Consider the following 13,945-nt stretch of genomic DNA (forward strand, 5'->3'; position numbering starts at 1 on the left):
GAAAATCTTACGCATTTTGCTATCACATAATGGAAGGCAAAAAAATAACCCGCATCAACGGGTATAGTTCATTTTGTTCAACTGAACAGTAAAGGTTGTTTTTTCATACGGCTTACTTACGAGCGAGATGGTTCCGCCTAATCGTTCAACAAGCCTTTTTGTAATCGTAAGACCAAGTCCACTGCCTTGATACAACTTGTTTCGTGAATCTTCAAGTGTATACATTCTTTCGAAAATCCGATCTTTATGCAGCTCATGAATCCCTTTCCCTTTATCCCACACATCAATATATACATGCTGCTCATCATGTCGTAACGTTAAGCCAATGACCCTACCATCATTCCCGTAGCGAATCGCATTGGAAATTAAATTGGCAAGAATTCGCCCTAACGCTTCTTCGTTCCCCATCCCATATATATCTTGCTCAGGAATTTCAAGCGAAACATCAAATCCTTTTGCTGTTAAACTTTCATAAAAATCTAATATATTCTTTTTACAGATCTCACTTATATTAACGCGCGTTACTTGAATATCCTTATCTCCTGATTCCAACCTTGCCAAATCAAAAAATTTATTGATCATGTCGAGTACTTCGATTGCTTTGTCATGTACCGTTACGAGTAACTTTTGCCGTTCTTCTTCGGTTACATTGCTAGAGTGTACCATCACTTCGATACAGCCTAATACAACGGTAAGCGGTGTTTTTAGATCATGTGAAATATTCGAAAGCATTTTTCTAATCGATTGCTCTGTTTTATGATAGGCGGCAATATTCTTTTGATTGTTTTCTAGCAAGCGGTTGATTTCAACTAGCAGCAATTGAAGTTCTTTATCATCCGTCATAAGGAGAAGCTTTTCACCGGTATGATTTGTCACAATACTACTCAGCTTTTCTTGCATCCTAGCGAGGTTTCTTTTTTGCGCTTTACGAGATTGAAATTGGATGTAATTGATCGTGAGTAAAAGAATAATGATGATTGATAGTAAAACTACCATTTTAAAATTCCCCTAGCTTATATCCAATTCCCCATAACGTTTTAATATAGTGGGGCTCAGAAGGATCATCTTCGATTTTCTCACGCAGCCTTCTCATATGAACATTAATGACATTCTCATCTCCAAAGTAGTCATCATTCCAGATCGCACTATAGATTTGTGCTCTCGTAAAAACACGGTTTGGATTCGTAACAAACAGCCTAAGAATATGAAACTCTTTAGAAGTAAGCCTCAACTCTTCCCCATTTTTATGGACCGAGAAATTATACAAATCAATGGTAAGCTCATTAATTTGGAGAATCCCCGGTTCTTCTTTTTGATCTGTCCGGGAATATAAGGTTGCTCGTCTTATAATTGCTTTTACTCTTGCTAGCAATTCAATCATCGAAAATGGCTTCGCAATATAATCATCCGCTCCAAAGCCAAGCCCTAACGCCTTATCTACATCCCCATCCTTTGCGGACATAATTAAGATCGGCACTAAACTTTTCTCACGGGTCACTTTCAAAAAATCCATGCCGTTCAGCTTCGGCAGCATTAAATCAAGTAAAATTAAATCGAATGATTCCCTTGCAAAAAGTCGAATGGCTTCTTCTCCGTCAAAAGCAGGTACAACATAAAAACCTTCTTTTACAAATTGATTCGTAACCATCTCGCTTATAGACCGATCATCTTCTACAAGCAGTATTTTATGCTGCATCAATCATTCCCCTTATTCGATATGCAGCGCTTCATAGTAACGAACTAATTCAATTACCATTGCGCCCATTCGCTCAATCTCTGGCACAACAATACGTGTAATGCCTTCTTCTTCTAACGCCTCTGCCGTCAGTTTCCCCACGGCCACCGCAAGTGATAACTGTTCAAATACATGCTTGATCTGACCGACACGACCAGCTTGGCGGGCATATTCAAATAGAAAGCGCACCTGGACAGCAGATGTGAAGCATATCGCATCGATTTGTCCAGCATTCAATTCCTGGCATACTTGTTCGACCGATTCAGCTGGTGGTGCAATATGACGGTACGGAAGAAGATACGTGACTAATGCGCCTCTCTCTGCAAAAAAACGTGCCAGTGCCGGAGCTGTTTCCCCATGCAGTTGGACGACGACCCGCTGACCTGTAAAATCAAACGATTCTAATGCCCGAACCAACCCTTTTGTCGTACCATCATCATCAACCGCGACAGGTTTGATGTCGAGCTTTTTTAAAGCGGCATATGTTTTATACCCGCGAGCCGCCACGTTTGCTTGTTGGAGCAAATGCATAAACGGTGCATGAAGATCACATTCTTCCGCAAGTCGAACGAGGGCATCAAGCCCCATACCTGTCGTAAAAATCGCCCAGTCTACGCCTTCTGCTATAAGATTTTTCAGTTCATTTTTGCTCTCTTCTTCTGCTAAAAACACCGTGCCCTGCAGGGAACGAACAAGTGGAATGCCTCCTTGCTTCTCAATAAGTGCTCCCCATTCTTCTGTCTTGCGCGAAGCGCCTGTTGCAATCTTTTTTCCTGCCAATACTTTTTCCATCTGACTACTCCTCTCTGCTGATCAACTATGTATAATGGCTCGTTCTTATCATAAGCTTAGACTTTTAGTGTATTATTTTTGGCAATTTTAAGCAATAGAACCATCTGTATTTTATGCCTGTCAAAGCTTATGAATGGGCACGTTTCTGCCTGGTACGCTCATAAGATGTGATTGTATACGGATATAAAAGGGAGGAGAAATATGATTCAAATTTTAGATTCATCAGTAACGAACAAAACAAGAAAACAGGAATGGCTGCTTGACTATGACCAGTTACGTATCATTGAGTGTCTGGCAAGAAGTCCGGATGTATATACGTATCCATCTCTTGACCAGTTAAAATTCGAAGGCAAGCTGCGGAGCCATATTGTCTCATCCGCCAAAAAGCTGTACCGGAGCGGCACGGAGTTTGCCGTATTTAAAGATTCCAGGTGTAATCCTCGCTACTGGACACTCACTGACAAGGGCGGATTTCGCTTGAACGAAGATGTGAAGCCATCTGAGGGGATACGAGACATTTTCATCAATGGCCATATGTATGCATTTGAATGCGCAACCGCCGTTGTAATTGTTTATTACAAAGGGGTTCTCGAATCAATCGGCAGCGAGAATTTTAATCGGCTGTTCCCCTCTATTCTCTTGTTTGATGGTGTTTATGACGAGAAACTAGGAATAACCTGGGGCAAACACGTGGAGTATCTACCGGGAGATATCCAGTATTTCAAAAACCCTGAATATAATCCGAAAACCCCTGAATGGCAGGGGGAAAACGTTGTGCTGCTGGAAAATCATCTTTACTTCGCCTACGGAATTGGCATCACAACTAAAAAACAAGTAATCGCGCATTTAAATAAAGAACGCATACCAGGCGCAACAACATCTGCCTATCTTATCGATGAAGCAGCTCGCCCTGACTTTTCGTATTTGTCGCAGTATGATCAAAGTGAGAGTAATCCACTCGCAGGGCGCACGGCTTCTGAACGTTCTTTTACAATTGCACACATTGGCACAACGCTCTTTGTCTGCAGATAAGGCCCTACACTTGGCAGAGAAATCTTGTCGTGTAAAACCTATATAAAAAAACTAAACCGTCTGAAACAAGGCGGTTTAGTTTTTTGAATTATATCCCTATATGTATTGAAGTCAGTATCATTACTTACCTGTGGTATATGTCTTAACTGTCGGAGGTGTATAAGCCTTAAATTTCTCAAGTAAACGTTCTGGATTAGAATCAACCAGAGCCATTGAACGATACTTATCCTGGAGAAATTGCTGCTCATTCATATGATCGAAAAAGGAAATAATCAGATCGTAGTAGTGATTAATGTTTAAAATGCCACAAGGTTTTTGATGTAACCCTAATTGCGCCCACGTAAACACTTCGAAAAATTCTTCTAACGTTCCCGGTCCCCCAGGTAGGGCAATAAATCCATCCGCTAAGTCTACCATTTTATGTTTTCGCTCGTGCATCGAATTTACAACAATGAGTTCTGTTAAATTACGATGTGAAATTTCTCGCTCCTCTAGTAATGTTGGGATCACCCCAATAACCTGTCCCCCTGATTCTAAGACTGTATCTGCAAGTGTACCCATAATGCCTACACTTGCCCCGCCATATACAAGTGTGATACCTTGTTTTGCTAATTCTTTACCGAGTAGAATCGCTCCTTCTTTATACGCATCCGAAGCTCCGTTACTTGAACCGCAAAAAACAGCTAATCGTTTCATAGTTATAGATGTCCCCTCGCTATAAACTTTATAGACCTGCCTTTACAAGTATAAAGAAAATTATGTTACAGTAAAAGAGAAAAGGTAGGAGGAATACATAATGGATGTTAATGAATTTCAAAAATGGGTGAAAGAATATTACGAAATAAGAGGATGGTCAGAGCTTGATATCTTTATTCGTATTGGATTTCTAGCTGAAGAAACCGGAGAAGTAGCCCGAGCAATTCGAGCATTAGAGATTGGACGAGATCGACCTGATGAACACACAGGCTCGCCCTCTGAGCTAAAACAGGAGCTTGTTGAAGAACTAGGAGATGTTTTAGGCAATATTATTGTAATTGCCAATAAATACGATATACATCTCGAAGACATTTTTAAATCACATCAAATGAAATTGAATAAGCGTTATGCTTCGATAGAGTCTTCCCAGTAAAATACAGAAAACATATGCTAAAGATAATCGGCTTAATTTTCTATTGAACAAGGGGGCGTACTATCAAAGTTATTTTCAGGGGGTAGCGTTATATGGAGCGGGAAAGCAAATGTATAAGATTTTATGAATTTGGAATTCCTAAAAATGTATTAAAGGTTGAAAATAAGAAAATTGAAAAACCTGAGCGTGGAGAAGTTCTTGTACGTATGAACGTTCGCCCTATCAACCCATCCGACCTGATCCCTATTACTGGAGCTTACTCTCATCGTATTACACTTCCGGCCATCCCTGGATATGAAGGAGTCGGTATTGTGGAAGAAGTTGGTCCGTTTGTTTCTCCACAACTTATTGGTAAACGTGTTTTGCCTTTACGTGGGGAAGGTACTTGGCAAGAATATGTTAAGGCACCAGCGGACTTAGTGATTCCTATTCCTAACTGCATTGATGATTACATAGCCGCTCAATTATATATAAACCCAATAACAGCGTGGCTTACTTGTACAGAAGTTTTACATTTAAGACCGGACGATGTTTTATTAGTCAATGCTTGTGGCTCTTCGATTGGTCGCTTATTTGCTCAACTATCTAAGGTTATCGGTTTTACGTTAATTGCCGTAACTAGGAATAACACTTATACAGAAGAACTGCTCCAACTTGGTGCTTCGTATGTAATAAACACAATGGAAACACCATTACATAAAACAGTTATGGAATTGACGAATGGACTTGGTGCAAATGCTGCTATTGATTCTGTCGGAGGGTCATCTGGAACAGAATTAGCATTTTGTATTCGTCCGAGTGGCACTTTTTTAACCATTGGTCTCTTATCGGGAACACCAGTAAATTGGGCAGATGTTACAAATAAAGCGAAAGTACATGTTAAGATGTTTCATCTGAGACATTGGAATCAACAGGTTTCTGTACAAACTTGGCAAAAAACATTTAACCATTTGATGTCTTTAATAATTGATGGGAGATTGAAACTCATGATGCCTGTGTCGTATTATGACCTACAGGATGTACATGACGCAGTTTGTTTTGCTGAGGTTTCAAGGAGGAATCAAGGAAAAATTTTTTTAACAAATTAGAAACTACTACTTTCTTATTCCGCTAAACCGAGGGATGGAAGTTGATATTATAGCAAATAAAAGCCGGTTTCCCTACACTAAGAAAGGAATTTCAATCGGAGGGTGAAGCAGATGAAATTGCGTGGGATAATCGATCGTTTTGAATCCGAATACGCAGTGATCGAAGTTGGAGAAAATACAATGGATATGAAACGCGCCCTACTTCCAGTTGAAGCCAAGCCCGGGGATACGATCATTATTGATGGAGAGACAATCGCTATTGATAAACAAGATACCCAGAAGCGAAAAGAACGAATTGAACAATTAACGAATGACTTGTGGGAGGACTAACATCCTTCCATATCGAAAAAGGTTGTCAAAAAAAAGAGTGCCTCCTTATGACTGCTAGCTGCAGAATAAAGACACTCTTTTTTAAAACAATTCGACAGTACCACTAACACCTATTCATTTTAATACACATCACGTTGGTAACGCCCTTGCTCCTGCATATCATTTAGATACGCTTCGGCCGCTTCACGGTTCATCGCACCTTCTTTTTCAATAATGCTAACAAGCGTTTCATGGACATCTTTCGCCATATATTGCTTATCTCCACAAACGTAGAAGTATGCTCCGTTTTCTAGCCATGCAAACAACTCTTTGCTGTTTTCAAGCATTTTATGCTGTACATATACTTTTTGCGCCGTATCACGCGAGAACGCAGCATCTACTCTTGTCAGCGCTCCATCTTTTTGATAGTTTTCTAACTCGTTTTGATAAAGGAAATCCGACGCTGCATGCTGGTCTCCAAAAAATAGCCATGATTTACCTGGTGCTTTATTCACGGCACGTTCCTGGATAAAGGAACGGAATGGTGCAATGCCTGTCCCTGGACCAACCATAATAATATCTTTATCTTGAGACTCTGGCAGATTAAAGTGTTTATTTTGTTGAATAAATACCGGGAGCGTATCTCCTTCTTGAAGACGTTCCGCACATAAAACAGAACAAACCCCTTTTCGTTCGCGTCCATGAGTCGTGTAACGTACGGCACCGATGGTTAAATGTACTTCCTCAGGATTAGCAGTAATGCTGCTTGCAATGGAATATAGACGTGGTGGCATTTTTCTTAATAAAGAGACGATCTCTTGGGCAGAAGCTTTCCATGGACCAAAATCGCGTAACAAATCAAGCAAGTCCCGCCCGTTCATATATTCTTTCAGTTGATCTATATTTTCATTCGATACAAGCTTTTGTAACTCTTCGTTTTCTGTTAATTCTGCTGCCTGCTGCATAATTTTTTTCGTTAATAACGTAATTTCAAAGTGTGTTGTTAGCGCTTCTTTTAATGGGAGTGTATCACCTTGCTTATTAATTATAACATCGATTTTTGTATCCCATTTCATTTCCTCAAGCAGAGAAGCCACTAGTTCCGGATCATTTTCCGGGATCATACCAAGGCAATCACCTGGGACATAGGAAAGGTCAGATCCTTTTAACGATAACTCGATATGTCTTGTTTCTTTACTAGAGCCAGCTCCATTTAAATTTACATTTTTGATAACTTTTGCTTGAAATGGATTCGTCCTAGAAAATGTTGTTGGCGCATTTTTGACTACAGTAGGTTGCATAATATCTTCACCTCAAAAAGTTATATAAACCTAGGGTAACACAGGAAGAGAAAATCAGATATGTTTTTTTCACGATCTTCCCTTATTGTGGTGCAAGAGATGGCACTTTAGTAAACATAATATTTTTACCGTCACTTGTAGAAAGGATCGTTCCTAGTTCATCCGTTCGGTAAATCTTAATGCCATTTGCTTGTAATCGCTTGATAATTTCAGCTGTCGGATGTCCATATTTATTTCCCTTCCCAGCCGAAATGACCGCATACTCTGGTTGAACAGCCGATAAAAATGCCTGGCTAGTAGAAGTATTGGCTCCGTGGTGCCCGACCTTCAGAACATTGGAGCGGATATTTTGACCAGCAGCAATCATATCTTTTTCTGATTTAACCGGTGCATCTCCGGTAAACAAAAAGGAATTTTCCCCATACGTGACTTTTACTACGGCACTCCATGCATTCAGATCGTCGCCGTATGATTTAACAGGAGCGACAAATACAGCATCCGCTCCACTTAGACCAAGGGACACTCCTGCCTTCGCTTCTTTCAACTTCAATCCTTTTCGTTTGACTGCTTTCACAAAATCCTCGTATGTAATAGTCGTATGCGTAACTTTTGGTGTATAAACAGCTTGTACCTTCATGTTATCGATCACCGTATCCAATCCACCTATGTGATCGGCATCAGGATGAGTGCCAATGACGGCATCAAGCGTATCGATATGTAACGCTTGAAGATAACGAACCACTTGCTTCCCTTTGTCGTTATTTCCTCCGTCGATCAAAACATTTTCGCCTTTATTTGTTCGGATGAGGATACTATCTCCCTGACCTACATCAAAATAGTAAACACTCAAGTTCCCGGTAGTTGAAACTTCTGGCGACTTTTGCTTCGCTCCCTCACATCCTACTAGCCCCAAAATAAGTAGCAAAGTTAAACTAAGCTTTATGAGTCTATTTTTCATCTGCTATTCTTCCCCTATGTTGTTTTATGTATCAGATTGCTTCTTCCCCATAATCTTACCTCATTTTCCTGGAAAAAGTGAAAAAACCAGGCTACATGTTATCGTAACCTGGCTTTCCCCTGTTAGCTTGCTATTCTTTTCTCAGAAGCAGCTTCTTTCTCATCCTGTAGAAAACGTCTTGTTTCCATGACAATGACCCCACTTAGTCCAACCAATCCGATTAAGTTCGGAATCGCCATCAATCCATTCGCAATATCAGCGAATGTCCATACCAGTCCCAGTTTTAAATTCGCGCCCACCGCAATCATAACCACAAAAACATAGCGGTAGTAACGAACGGCTTTTGGACCGAACAAATACTGAATGCACTTCTCTCCATAATACGACCAGCCTAACATCGTAGAATACGCAAACAACACAATCGCAATGCCAAGAATCATACCGCCTGCACTGCCGAATACAGATTGAAACGCAAGTGTTGTTGCTTCTACTCCTGTTTTACCCGAATCCCAGGCACCGGTGGTAATTAATACGAGAGATGTAATCGTACATATAACAAACGTATCAAGAAACGTTCCGGTCATCGATACAAGTGCTTGCTTGGCTGGCACATTCGTTCTTGCGGCGGCGGCTGCAATTGGTGCACTTCCGAGTCCGGCCTCGTTCGCAAATACGCCACGCGCCACCCCAATTTGAATCGCTGCGGCTACACCTGACCCAACAAATCCACCGACAGCTGCTGTACCATTAAAAGCCCCGGAGAAAATAAGCGAAAATGCCGTTGGAATTTGATCGATATGATAAAAAATAATAATCAGCCCGGCAATTACATAAAAAAGCGCTTTTACCGGAACGAAATAGCCAGTTACTCTCCCGATTTTCTTAACCCCGCCCAGAATAACGAGCGCTGTAAATATAGACATTAAGATGCCACTTGCAAGTGGAGGAATCGAAAAGTTAACGCGCATCGCCTCTGCAACCGAGTTACTTTGTACCATGTTCCCAATTCCGAAAGAAGCAGTAGCACCAAAAATTGCGAATAAAACAGCCAGCCATTTTTTCTTGAGGCCGTACTCCAAATAATACATCGGACCGCCAGAGTATTCCCCATTTTCCCCTTTAACTCGATATTTCACCGCAAGAATGGCCTCGGAATATTTCGTCGCCATCCCAAACAAAGCCGTCATCCACATCCAAAATACCGCACCAGGACCACCAATTGATACGGCGGTAGCAACCCCGGCGATGTTCCCCGTCCCAATCGTTGCAGCCATGGCGGTCATCAACGCCTGAAAGTGACTAATGTCCCCAGCCGAGGCTCCGTCCTGTGATTTCCCAAACGCCAGCTTATGGGCATCCCACAGCTTGAAGAACTGTAGTCCGCGCAAGCGCACAGTAAGCAGGATTCCTGTTCCTACCAGGAGTACCAGTGTAGGCAATCCCCAGACATAATGATTAATGAGTTCTAATACTTGACTTACCTTCTCCATCTCCATTCCCCTTTACAGAAAAAATAAAAAACCATTTCATTCATATGAAATGGTCTCTGGAGATACAAGGGATAGAAAAATAAACCGATTCGGCATCGGTTTTTCCTGTCGCTTGTCTCTGTCCTTTTACCTGAGAGATTATCTGCTGTGCAGATTTGCTCCTTCGGTGCTCTGTATCCTCCATGCCACTGGCAGGAGGGAGTCTCTCCAGAGATTCGTCCCCATGCAGTTCTACTTGTTATCCAAGACCTGAGAGTTTCAAAGCTGTCCGACCAGCTTCTTGCCCCATCGGTAGATCGGTTGATCTTCTCCTGTATGGTTCATCCGAATGCTATATGATTAACAAATAATAGTATAGACATTGATAAACAAATAAATCAAGATGTATTTTATATTCTTGCTCGATTTTATTAAAAATGATAAAATAATTACATAATTTCATGCATGGACCTTGGAGGAGCCTGTCAAACACGGGATTGTTCTATTCTTTTTTAGAGCCTGTGTTTCACAGGCTCTTTTTATGTTTTTTGGTCTACTTTCACAAACTACAACAGAAAGGTGGAAAAAGAATGCTTGTTCTAACATTAGCACTTATTTTAATCGCTTCTAAAATTGCTGGAGATGTGAGCGTACGGCTTGGTCAGCCGTCTGTGTTAGGAAAGTTAGTCATTGGAATTGTATTAGGGCCCGCTATGCTAGGCTGGATCCACGATACGGAAATACTGCATGAGATAAGCCAGATCGGGGTAATCTTATTGATGTTTATCGCTGGATTGGAAACCGATGTAGATGAATTCAAGCGATCTGGCAAAGCATCGACGTATGTCGGAATGGCAGGAATTCTGCTGCCGCTTGGGGCCGGTTATCTTGCAGGGCTATTTATGAACTATTCTTCTTTACAAGCGCTGTTTCTTGGATTATTATTATCTGCTACTAGTGTAAGCATCTCCGTTCAGGCACTGAAGGAAATGGGAAGTTTGAACACCAAAGAAGGGGTAACAATTCTCGGCGCAGCTGTAATTGATGATATTGTCGTAATTATTGCACTGGCTTTCCTGATGAGCATGGCAGGTGGCGAAGTCAGTCTAAGTATGGTTATTGGCAAAAAGGTCGCATTCTTTGCTATTGCGATTCTCGTAGGATGGAAGATCGTGCCGTGGGTGCTGAAGAAGTTTGCTCCGCTGCGCGTAACAGAATCAGTTGTGTCAGCAGGATTAATCATTTGCTTTACGTTTGCGTATATGGCGGAGTATGCAGGTATTGCAGCCATTATCGGGGCTTATATTGCCGGGGTTGCCATTAGTGTAACAGACTATAAGCATGAAGTTTTTGAGAAAGTGGAGACAATTAGTTATTCGATTTTTGTACCGGTGTTTTTCACATCGATTGGCATTGCAGTAGAATTTAGTGGCCTTGGAGACCAGATTGGTCTGATCGTAGGGTTAAGTGTACTGGCAATCGTGACGAAGCTATTCGGTGGAGCGCTTGGAGCTAAGTTGGCTGGTTTTCAATGGCGAAGTTCAATGGGGATCGGATCGGCGATGGTATCGCGTGGTGAGGTAGCATTAATTATTGCAGGGATTGGACTGGAAGCGAACCTGTTGAGTACGGAGTTGTTTTCGATTCTTGTAGTCGTTGTATTGGTTACAACAATTGTGACTCCTCCAATGATGAAGTTGTTTTTCATGAATAAAATGGGGCAGGAACAGAAGTCTTTTGACTAGTTCTACACCAATAACAAAGGACGGCATATAGCCGTCCTTTGATTCGTTAATTTTCCCCTTATCGTACATCAAGTTTTATATAAAACTTAAGCCTACTCCAATAAGATAAGGAACAAGCCAGATCCCCCAGACTGATAAGCTAAAGGTATGAAACCGGGTGACACGTTCTTTGTTTTTTGTAAAGTAAACAACCGTAGCCCACAAAGCGTGAATTAGCATAAGGACAAGGGCCGTTATTCCGGTCACTGCATGCAAGTTCAAAGAGTGAGCCGTGCTTAACTTTTCCATAAACGTTGTGCCAAGTGTATCGAATAATAACCCACCCCAGAAAAACAGAAGATGTTTTCCTTTTAACTGTCCGGCTCTCCGTTCACTCCACACACCAATTGTATACAAAACTAATGCTACATTAATAAAAACAACCGCAAATGTTAACATGTTTTCCTCTCCTGTTCATCTCTTTGTTGATAAAGGATATCTGATTGAGATCATTATAAGCTCTCAATATGAATAGAAGATGAACAGCATATTGTGATACGGGTATTTTTTTTGTTTGGGTTGTGGTTGGGAGATTGTGTGGTTTTGTTTTTGTACGCAGTATTTTAAAACTTTACCTGCTCTTCAAGATGTGTTTTTTGTTCATTTATAGTTTTTTACTAATCTAACCGTTAGCGTACTAACATTTTTCATAAAATAATCTTTTTATTTTAATTATTATCTATATATAATATAGTTGACTGATCATTCGCTCATAATTGTGTATTTATTGATTTAAGGAGGTACTTATGCAAAAGTCCCGTATCATTTTCTTTGAGAGAGAATTCCCAAGTGCAAACATGATTCTTATTCAGGATCAGCTCCCGATCCTTATTGATACCGGTTTTGGGAGTGATGCGAAAGATACAGAGCAATTAATTAAGGAAGCGGGCACTTCACCAGAGGAATTACACCTTATTGTGAACACGCATTATCATAGTGATCATGTAGGAGGCAATTTTCATCTTCAAAAAAATTATGGTGTTATGATTGCTGCTCATAAATGGGAAGCCGATTTAATTAATTCTTGTGACCCTGAAGCTTGTAGTGCAGAGTGGTTAGATCAGCCTGTAGAACCTTATCGAGTCGATATAAATCTCTCAGATAACGATGAGATCATTACAGGAAGTCGAACCTTGAAGGTCCTGCACACACCGGGACATACGTTAGGCCATATATCTTTATATGAACCTGATGAAGGGATATTAATTTGTGGAGATCTCTTTTACAAAAATGATATCGGATGGATCAATATCTTTCGAGAAGGCGTTGCATCCGTCCAACGATCGATAGAAAGTTTAGACCGGTTATCAGTGCTCCCGATTCAACAGGCTTATCCAGGACATGGTCCTCAAATAGAGAATCCTCTGGCTGCGATTGATGCCGCAAGGGAACGGTTTGAAAAGTGGCTTAGAACGCCAGAAAAAATTTCATGGCATGCCTGTAAAAGAATTTTTGCATACGCATTAATCATTAAAAACGGTTTGGCAAAAGAAGAAATCAATAACTACCTATTAAAATGTGGTTGGTTCCAAGATTTTGCCCGCTACTCTTTCCAGCTTCAGCCTGAAGAATTTGTTCATATCCTGCTCGATGAAATGGTTCGTTCCGGAGCAGCAAGCTGGCACAATAATCATTTAATCGCAACCACCCCATACCAAGTACCACCAAAGGAATGGATGAATAAAAATATAAAGCCGAAAGATTGGAGAACCTAAGATTATCTCACTTAACTAAAAGAGGAAAATAAATTCACTTCCCCTTCTACTTACGAAAAACGAGCGGCTTATCACCTGCTGAGGTATCAGCAGGTGATAAGCCGCTCGTTAAAAGCGTAGGAAAAATCGTTTTTATTCTTTTTCCTCCATTAAATCTTCCCGTACTTTTGTTAAAATTTCACCTAACCAGTTAGTTCCTAGCCATTTCGTCCGATCCAATATTCTTGGATCATCTTCACTTAATCCCACACCCCAAATTCGATCAACCGGACTTGCCTCTACAATGGTTGTTCCTGCCGTAGCCAATAATTTTTTCTTTAGCTCTACGTTTTGCGAAAACTTTGCGTAACTTCCATCATAGACAATTTGCTTGCAAGCTTGTTCCCACTTTTTTTGATCAAAATTCTTTACTTTACGACCGAGCTTCTTTTGTTCGTTAGGCGATTTCGTTTGTAATATTTTTTGAGCAATGGTTTCATCATTAAATAATTTTGCTTTTTGATACATCATATACTGCTCAGCACAATTAAACACAATATTATTCACACAAAATGTGCCTGGATACCATTGAGAAAAAGGTGATTTAGATCGCCAAAAAAATGTGAACTTCTCCATATAACTCATATCTCTCCT

The 13,945-nt window shown here is 40.7% G+C and carries 15 protein-coding genes and 1 riboswitch; of the genes, 6 read left to right on the top strand and 9 right to left on the bottom strand.

The genetic code is table 11. The features are described from left to right. Positions 1-54: 54 nt before the first annotated feature. From PO771_RS10495 to PO771_RS10505, 3 genes are read right to left on the bottom strand one after another with little or no spacing between them, the layout of a single operon-like run. Positions 55-996, bottom strand: coding sequence for a sensor histidine kinase (locus PO771_RS10495; RefSeq protein WP_272559625.1), 942 nt, complete (start codon positions 994-996; stop codon positions 55-57). Position 997: 1 nt separating this feature from the next. Beyond that, positions 998-1,696: a response regulator transcription factor gene (locus PO771_RS10500; protein WP_272559626.1), complete on the bottom strand. Its 699-nt coding sequence runs from the start codon at positions 1,694-1,696 to the stop codon at positions 998-1,000. A 12-nt stretch (positions 1,697-1,708) separates the two neighbouring features. Beyond that, positions 1,709-2,527, bottom strand: coding sequence for a uroporphyrinogen-III synthase (locus PO771_RS10505; protein WP_272559627.1), 819 nt, complete (start codon positions 2,525-2,527; stop codon positions 1,709-1,711). 201 nt (positions 2,528-2,728) lie between these two features. On the opposite strand from PO771_RS10505, the gene PO771_RS10510 reads away from it, so the two are divergent. Further along, on the top strand, positions 2,729-3,559 hold the full coding sequence (locus tag PO771_RS10510; protein ID WP_272559628.1) for a protein-glutamine gamma-glutamyltransferase: 831 nt from the start codon (positions 2,729-2,731) through the stop codon (positions 3,557-3,559). A 120-nt stretch (positions 3,560-3,679) separates the two neighbouring features. Here the strand turns inward: PO771_RS10510 and PO771_RS10515 are convergent, their stop codons facing one another. Next, complete coding sequence (locus tag PO771_RS10515) at positions 3,680-4,255, bottom strand: LOG family protein (RefSeq protein ID WP_272559629.1); 576 nt, start codon at positions 4,253-4,255, stop codon at positions 3,680-3,682. Between the two features lie 100 nt (positions 4,256-4,355). Here PO771_RS10515 and PO771_RS10520 point away from each other — a divergent pair, with 100 nt between their 5' ends. The 3 genes from PO771_RS10520 to PO771_RS10530 all read left to right on the top strand — a co-directional run bounded on the left by PO771_RS10520 (position 4,356) and on the right by PO771_RS10530 (position 6,106). Next, positions 4,356-4,688 (top strand): MazG-like family protein, encoded by a 333-nt coding sequence (locus tag PO771_RS10520; RefSeq protein ID WP_272559630.1) that lies wholly within the window; start codon positions 4,356-4,358, stop codon positions 4,686-4,688. Between the two features lie 92 nt (positions 4,689-4,780). Beyond that, positions 4,781-5,776 (top strand): zinc-dependent alcohol dehydrogenase family protein, encoded by a 996-nt coding sequence (locus tag PO771_RS10525; RefSeq protein ID WP_272559631.1) that lies wholly within the window; start codon positions 4,781-4,783, stop codon positions 5,774-5,776. A gap of 111 nt (positions 5,777-5,887) precedes the next feature. Then, positions 5,888-6,106 carry a DUF3006 domain-containing protein gene (locus tag PO771_RS10530; RefSeq protein ID WP_272559632.1) on the top strand — a complete coding sequence of 73 codons (219 nt, stop codon included), beginning with the start codon at positions 5,888-5,890 and terminating at the stop codon, positions 6,104-6,106. 119 nt (positions 6,107-6,225) lie between these two features. Here PO771_RS10530 and PO771_RS10535 read toward each other — a convergent pair whose 3' ends face one another. The 3 genes from PO771_RS10535 to PO771_RS10545 all read right to left on the bottom strand — a co-directional run bounded on the left by PO771_RS10535 (position 6,226) and on the right by PO771_RS10545 (position 9,834). Beyond that, positions 6,226-7,386 carry a sulfite reductase subunit alpha gene (locus PO771_RS10535; RefSeq protein ID WP_272559633.1) on the bottom strand — a complete coding sequence of 387 codons (1,161 nt, stop codon included), beginning with the start codon at positions 7,384-7,386 and terminating at the stop codon, positions 6,226-6,228. 82 nt (positions 7,387-7,468) lie between these two features. Next, a complete protein-coding gene (locus PO771_RS10540) occupies positions 7,469-8,344 on the bottom strand; it encodes a ComEC/Rec2 family competence protein (protein WP_272559634.1) in 876 nt (291 codons plus the stop codon). Between the two features lie 122 nt (positions 8,345-8,466). Continuing rightward, positions 8,467-9,834 (bottom strand): alanine/glycine:cation symporter family protein, encoded by a 1,368-nt coding sequence (locus PO771_RS10545; RefSeq protein WP_272559635.1) that lies wholly within the window; start codon positions 9,832-9,834, stop codon positions 8,467-8,469. A gap of 108 nt (positions 9,835-9,942) precedes the next feature. Beyond that, positions 9,943-10,055: riboswitch (glycine riboswitch) on the bottom strand. Positions 10,056-10,403: 348 nt separating this feature from the next. On the opposite strand from PO771_RS10545, the gene PO771_RS10550 reads away from it, so the two are divergent. Next, positions 10,404-11,558: a cation:proton antiporter gene (locus tag PO771_RS10550; protein WP_272559636.1), complete on the top strand. Its 1,155-nt coding sequence runs from the start codon at positions 10,404-10,406 to the stop codon at positions 11,556-11,558. 75 nt (positions 11,559-11,633) lie between these two features. Here the strand turns inward: PO771_RS10550 and PO771_RS10555 are convergent, their stop codons facing one another. After that, the gene (locus PO771_RS10555) at positions 11,634-11,996 is read right to left on the bottom strand and encodes an HsmA family protein (protein WP_272559637.1); all 363 of its coding nucleotides are present in this window, start codon (positions 11,994-11,996) and stop codon (positions 11,634-11,636) included. Positions 11,997-12,343: 347 nt separating this feature from the next. Between PO771_RS10555 and PO771_RS10560 the strand changes: the two genes are divergently transcribed. Beyond that, positions 12,344-13,312: an MBL fold metallo-hydrolase gene (locus PO771_RS10560; RefSeq protein ID WP_272559638.1), complete on the top strand. Its 969-nt coding sequence runs from the start codon at positions 12,344-12,346 to the stop codon at positions 13,310-13,312. A 132-nt stretch (positions 13,313-13,444) separates the two neighbouring features. Here the strand turns inward: PO771_RS10560 and PO771_RS10565 are convergent, their stop codons facing one another. After that, positions 13,445-13,927 carry a riboflavin biosynthesis intermediates N-glycosidase gene (locus PO771_RS10565; protein ID WP_272559639.1) on the bottom strand — a complete coding sequence of 161 codons (483 nt, stop codon included), beginning with the start codon at positions 13,925-13,927 and terminating at the stop codon, positions 13,445-13,447. Positions 13,928-13,945 lie beyond the last annotated feature (18 nt).

The organism is Aneurinibacillus uraniidurans, assembly GCF_028471905.1.
Taxonomy (GTDB): domain Bacteria; phylum Bacillota; class Bacilli; order Aneurinibacillales; family Aneurinibacillaceae; genus Aneurinibacillus; species Aneurinibacillus uraniidurans.

Bases quoted from the DNA above. Each gene is read 5' to 3' on its own strand.
- PO771_RS10495 (WP_272559625.1), bottom strand. From the start codon at position 996: ATGGTAGTTTTACTATCAATCATCATTATTCTTTTACTCACGATCAAT.
- PO771_RS10500 (WP_272559626.1), bottom strand. From the start codon at position 1,696: ATGCAGCATAAAATACTGCTTGTAGAAGATGATCGGTCTATAAGCGAG.
- PO771_RS10505 (WP_272559627.1), bottom strand. From the start codon at position 2,527: ATGGAAAAAGTATTGGCAGGAAAAAAGATTGCAACAGGCGCTTCGCGC.
- PO771_RS10510 (WP_272559628.1), top strand. From the start codon at position 2,729: ATGATTCAAATTTTAGATTCATCAGTAACGAACAAAACAAGAAAACAG.
- PO771_RS10515 (WP_272559629.1), bottom strand. From the start codon at position 4,255: ATGAAACGATTAGCTGTTTTTTGCGGTTCAAGTAACGGAGCTTCGGAT.
- PO771_RS10520 (WP_272559630.1), top strand. From the start codon at position 4,356: ATGGATGTTAATGAATTTCAAAAATGGGTGAAAGAATATTACGAAATA.
- PO771_RS10525 (WP_272559631.1), top strand. From the start codon at position 4,781: ATGGAGCGGGAAAGCAAATGTATAAGATTTTATGAATTTGGAATTCCT.
- PO771_RS10530 (WP_272559632.1), top strand. From the start codon at position 5,888: ATGAAATTGCGTGGGATAATCGATCGTTTTGAATCCGAATACGCAGTG.
- PO771_RS10535 (WP_272559633.1), bottom strand. From the start codon at position 7,386: ATGCAACCTACTGTAGTCAAAAATGCGCCAACAACATTTTCTAGGACG.
- PO771_RS10540 (WP_272559634.1), bottom strand. From the start codon at position 8,344: ATGAAAAATAGACTCATAAAGCTTAGTTTAACTTTGCTACTTATTTTG.
- PO771_RS10545 (WP_272559635.1), bottom strand. From the start codon at position 9,834: ATGGAGAAGGTAAGTCAAGTATTAGAACTCATTAATCATTATGTCTGG.
- PO771_RS10550 (WP_272559636.1), top strand. From the start codon at position 10,404: ATGCTTGTTCTAACATTAGCACTTATTTTAATCGCTTCTAAAATTGCT.
- PO771_RS10555 (WP_272559637.1), bottom strand. From the start codon at position 11,996: ATGTTAACATTTGCGGTTGTTTTTATTAATGTAGCATTAGTTTTGTAT.
- PO771_RS10560 (WP_272559638.1), top strand. From the start codon at position 12,344: ATGCAAAAGTCCCGTATCATTTTCTTTGAGAGAGAATTCCCAAGTGCA.
- PO771_RS10565 (WP_272559639.1), bottom strand. From the start codon at position 13,927: ATGGAGAAGTTCACATTTTTTTGGCGATCTAAATCACCTTTTTCTCAA.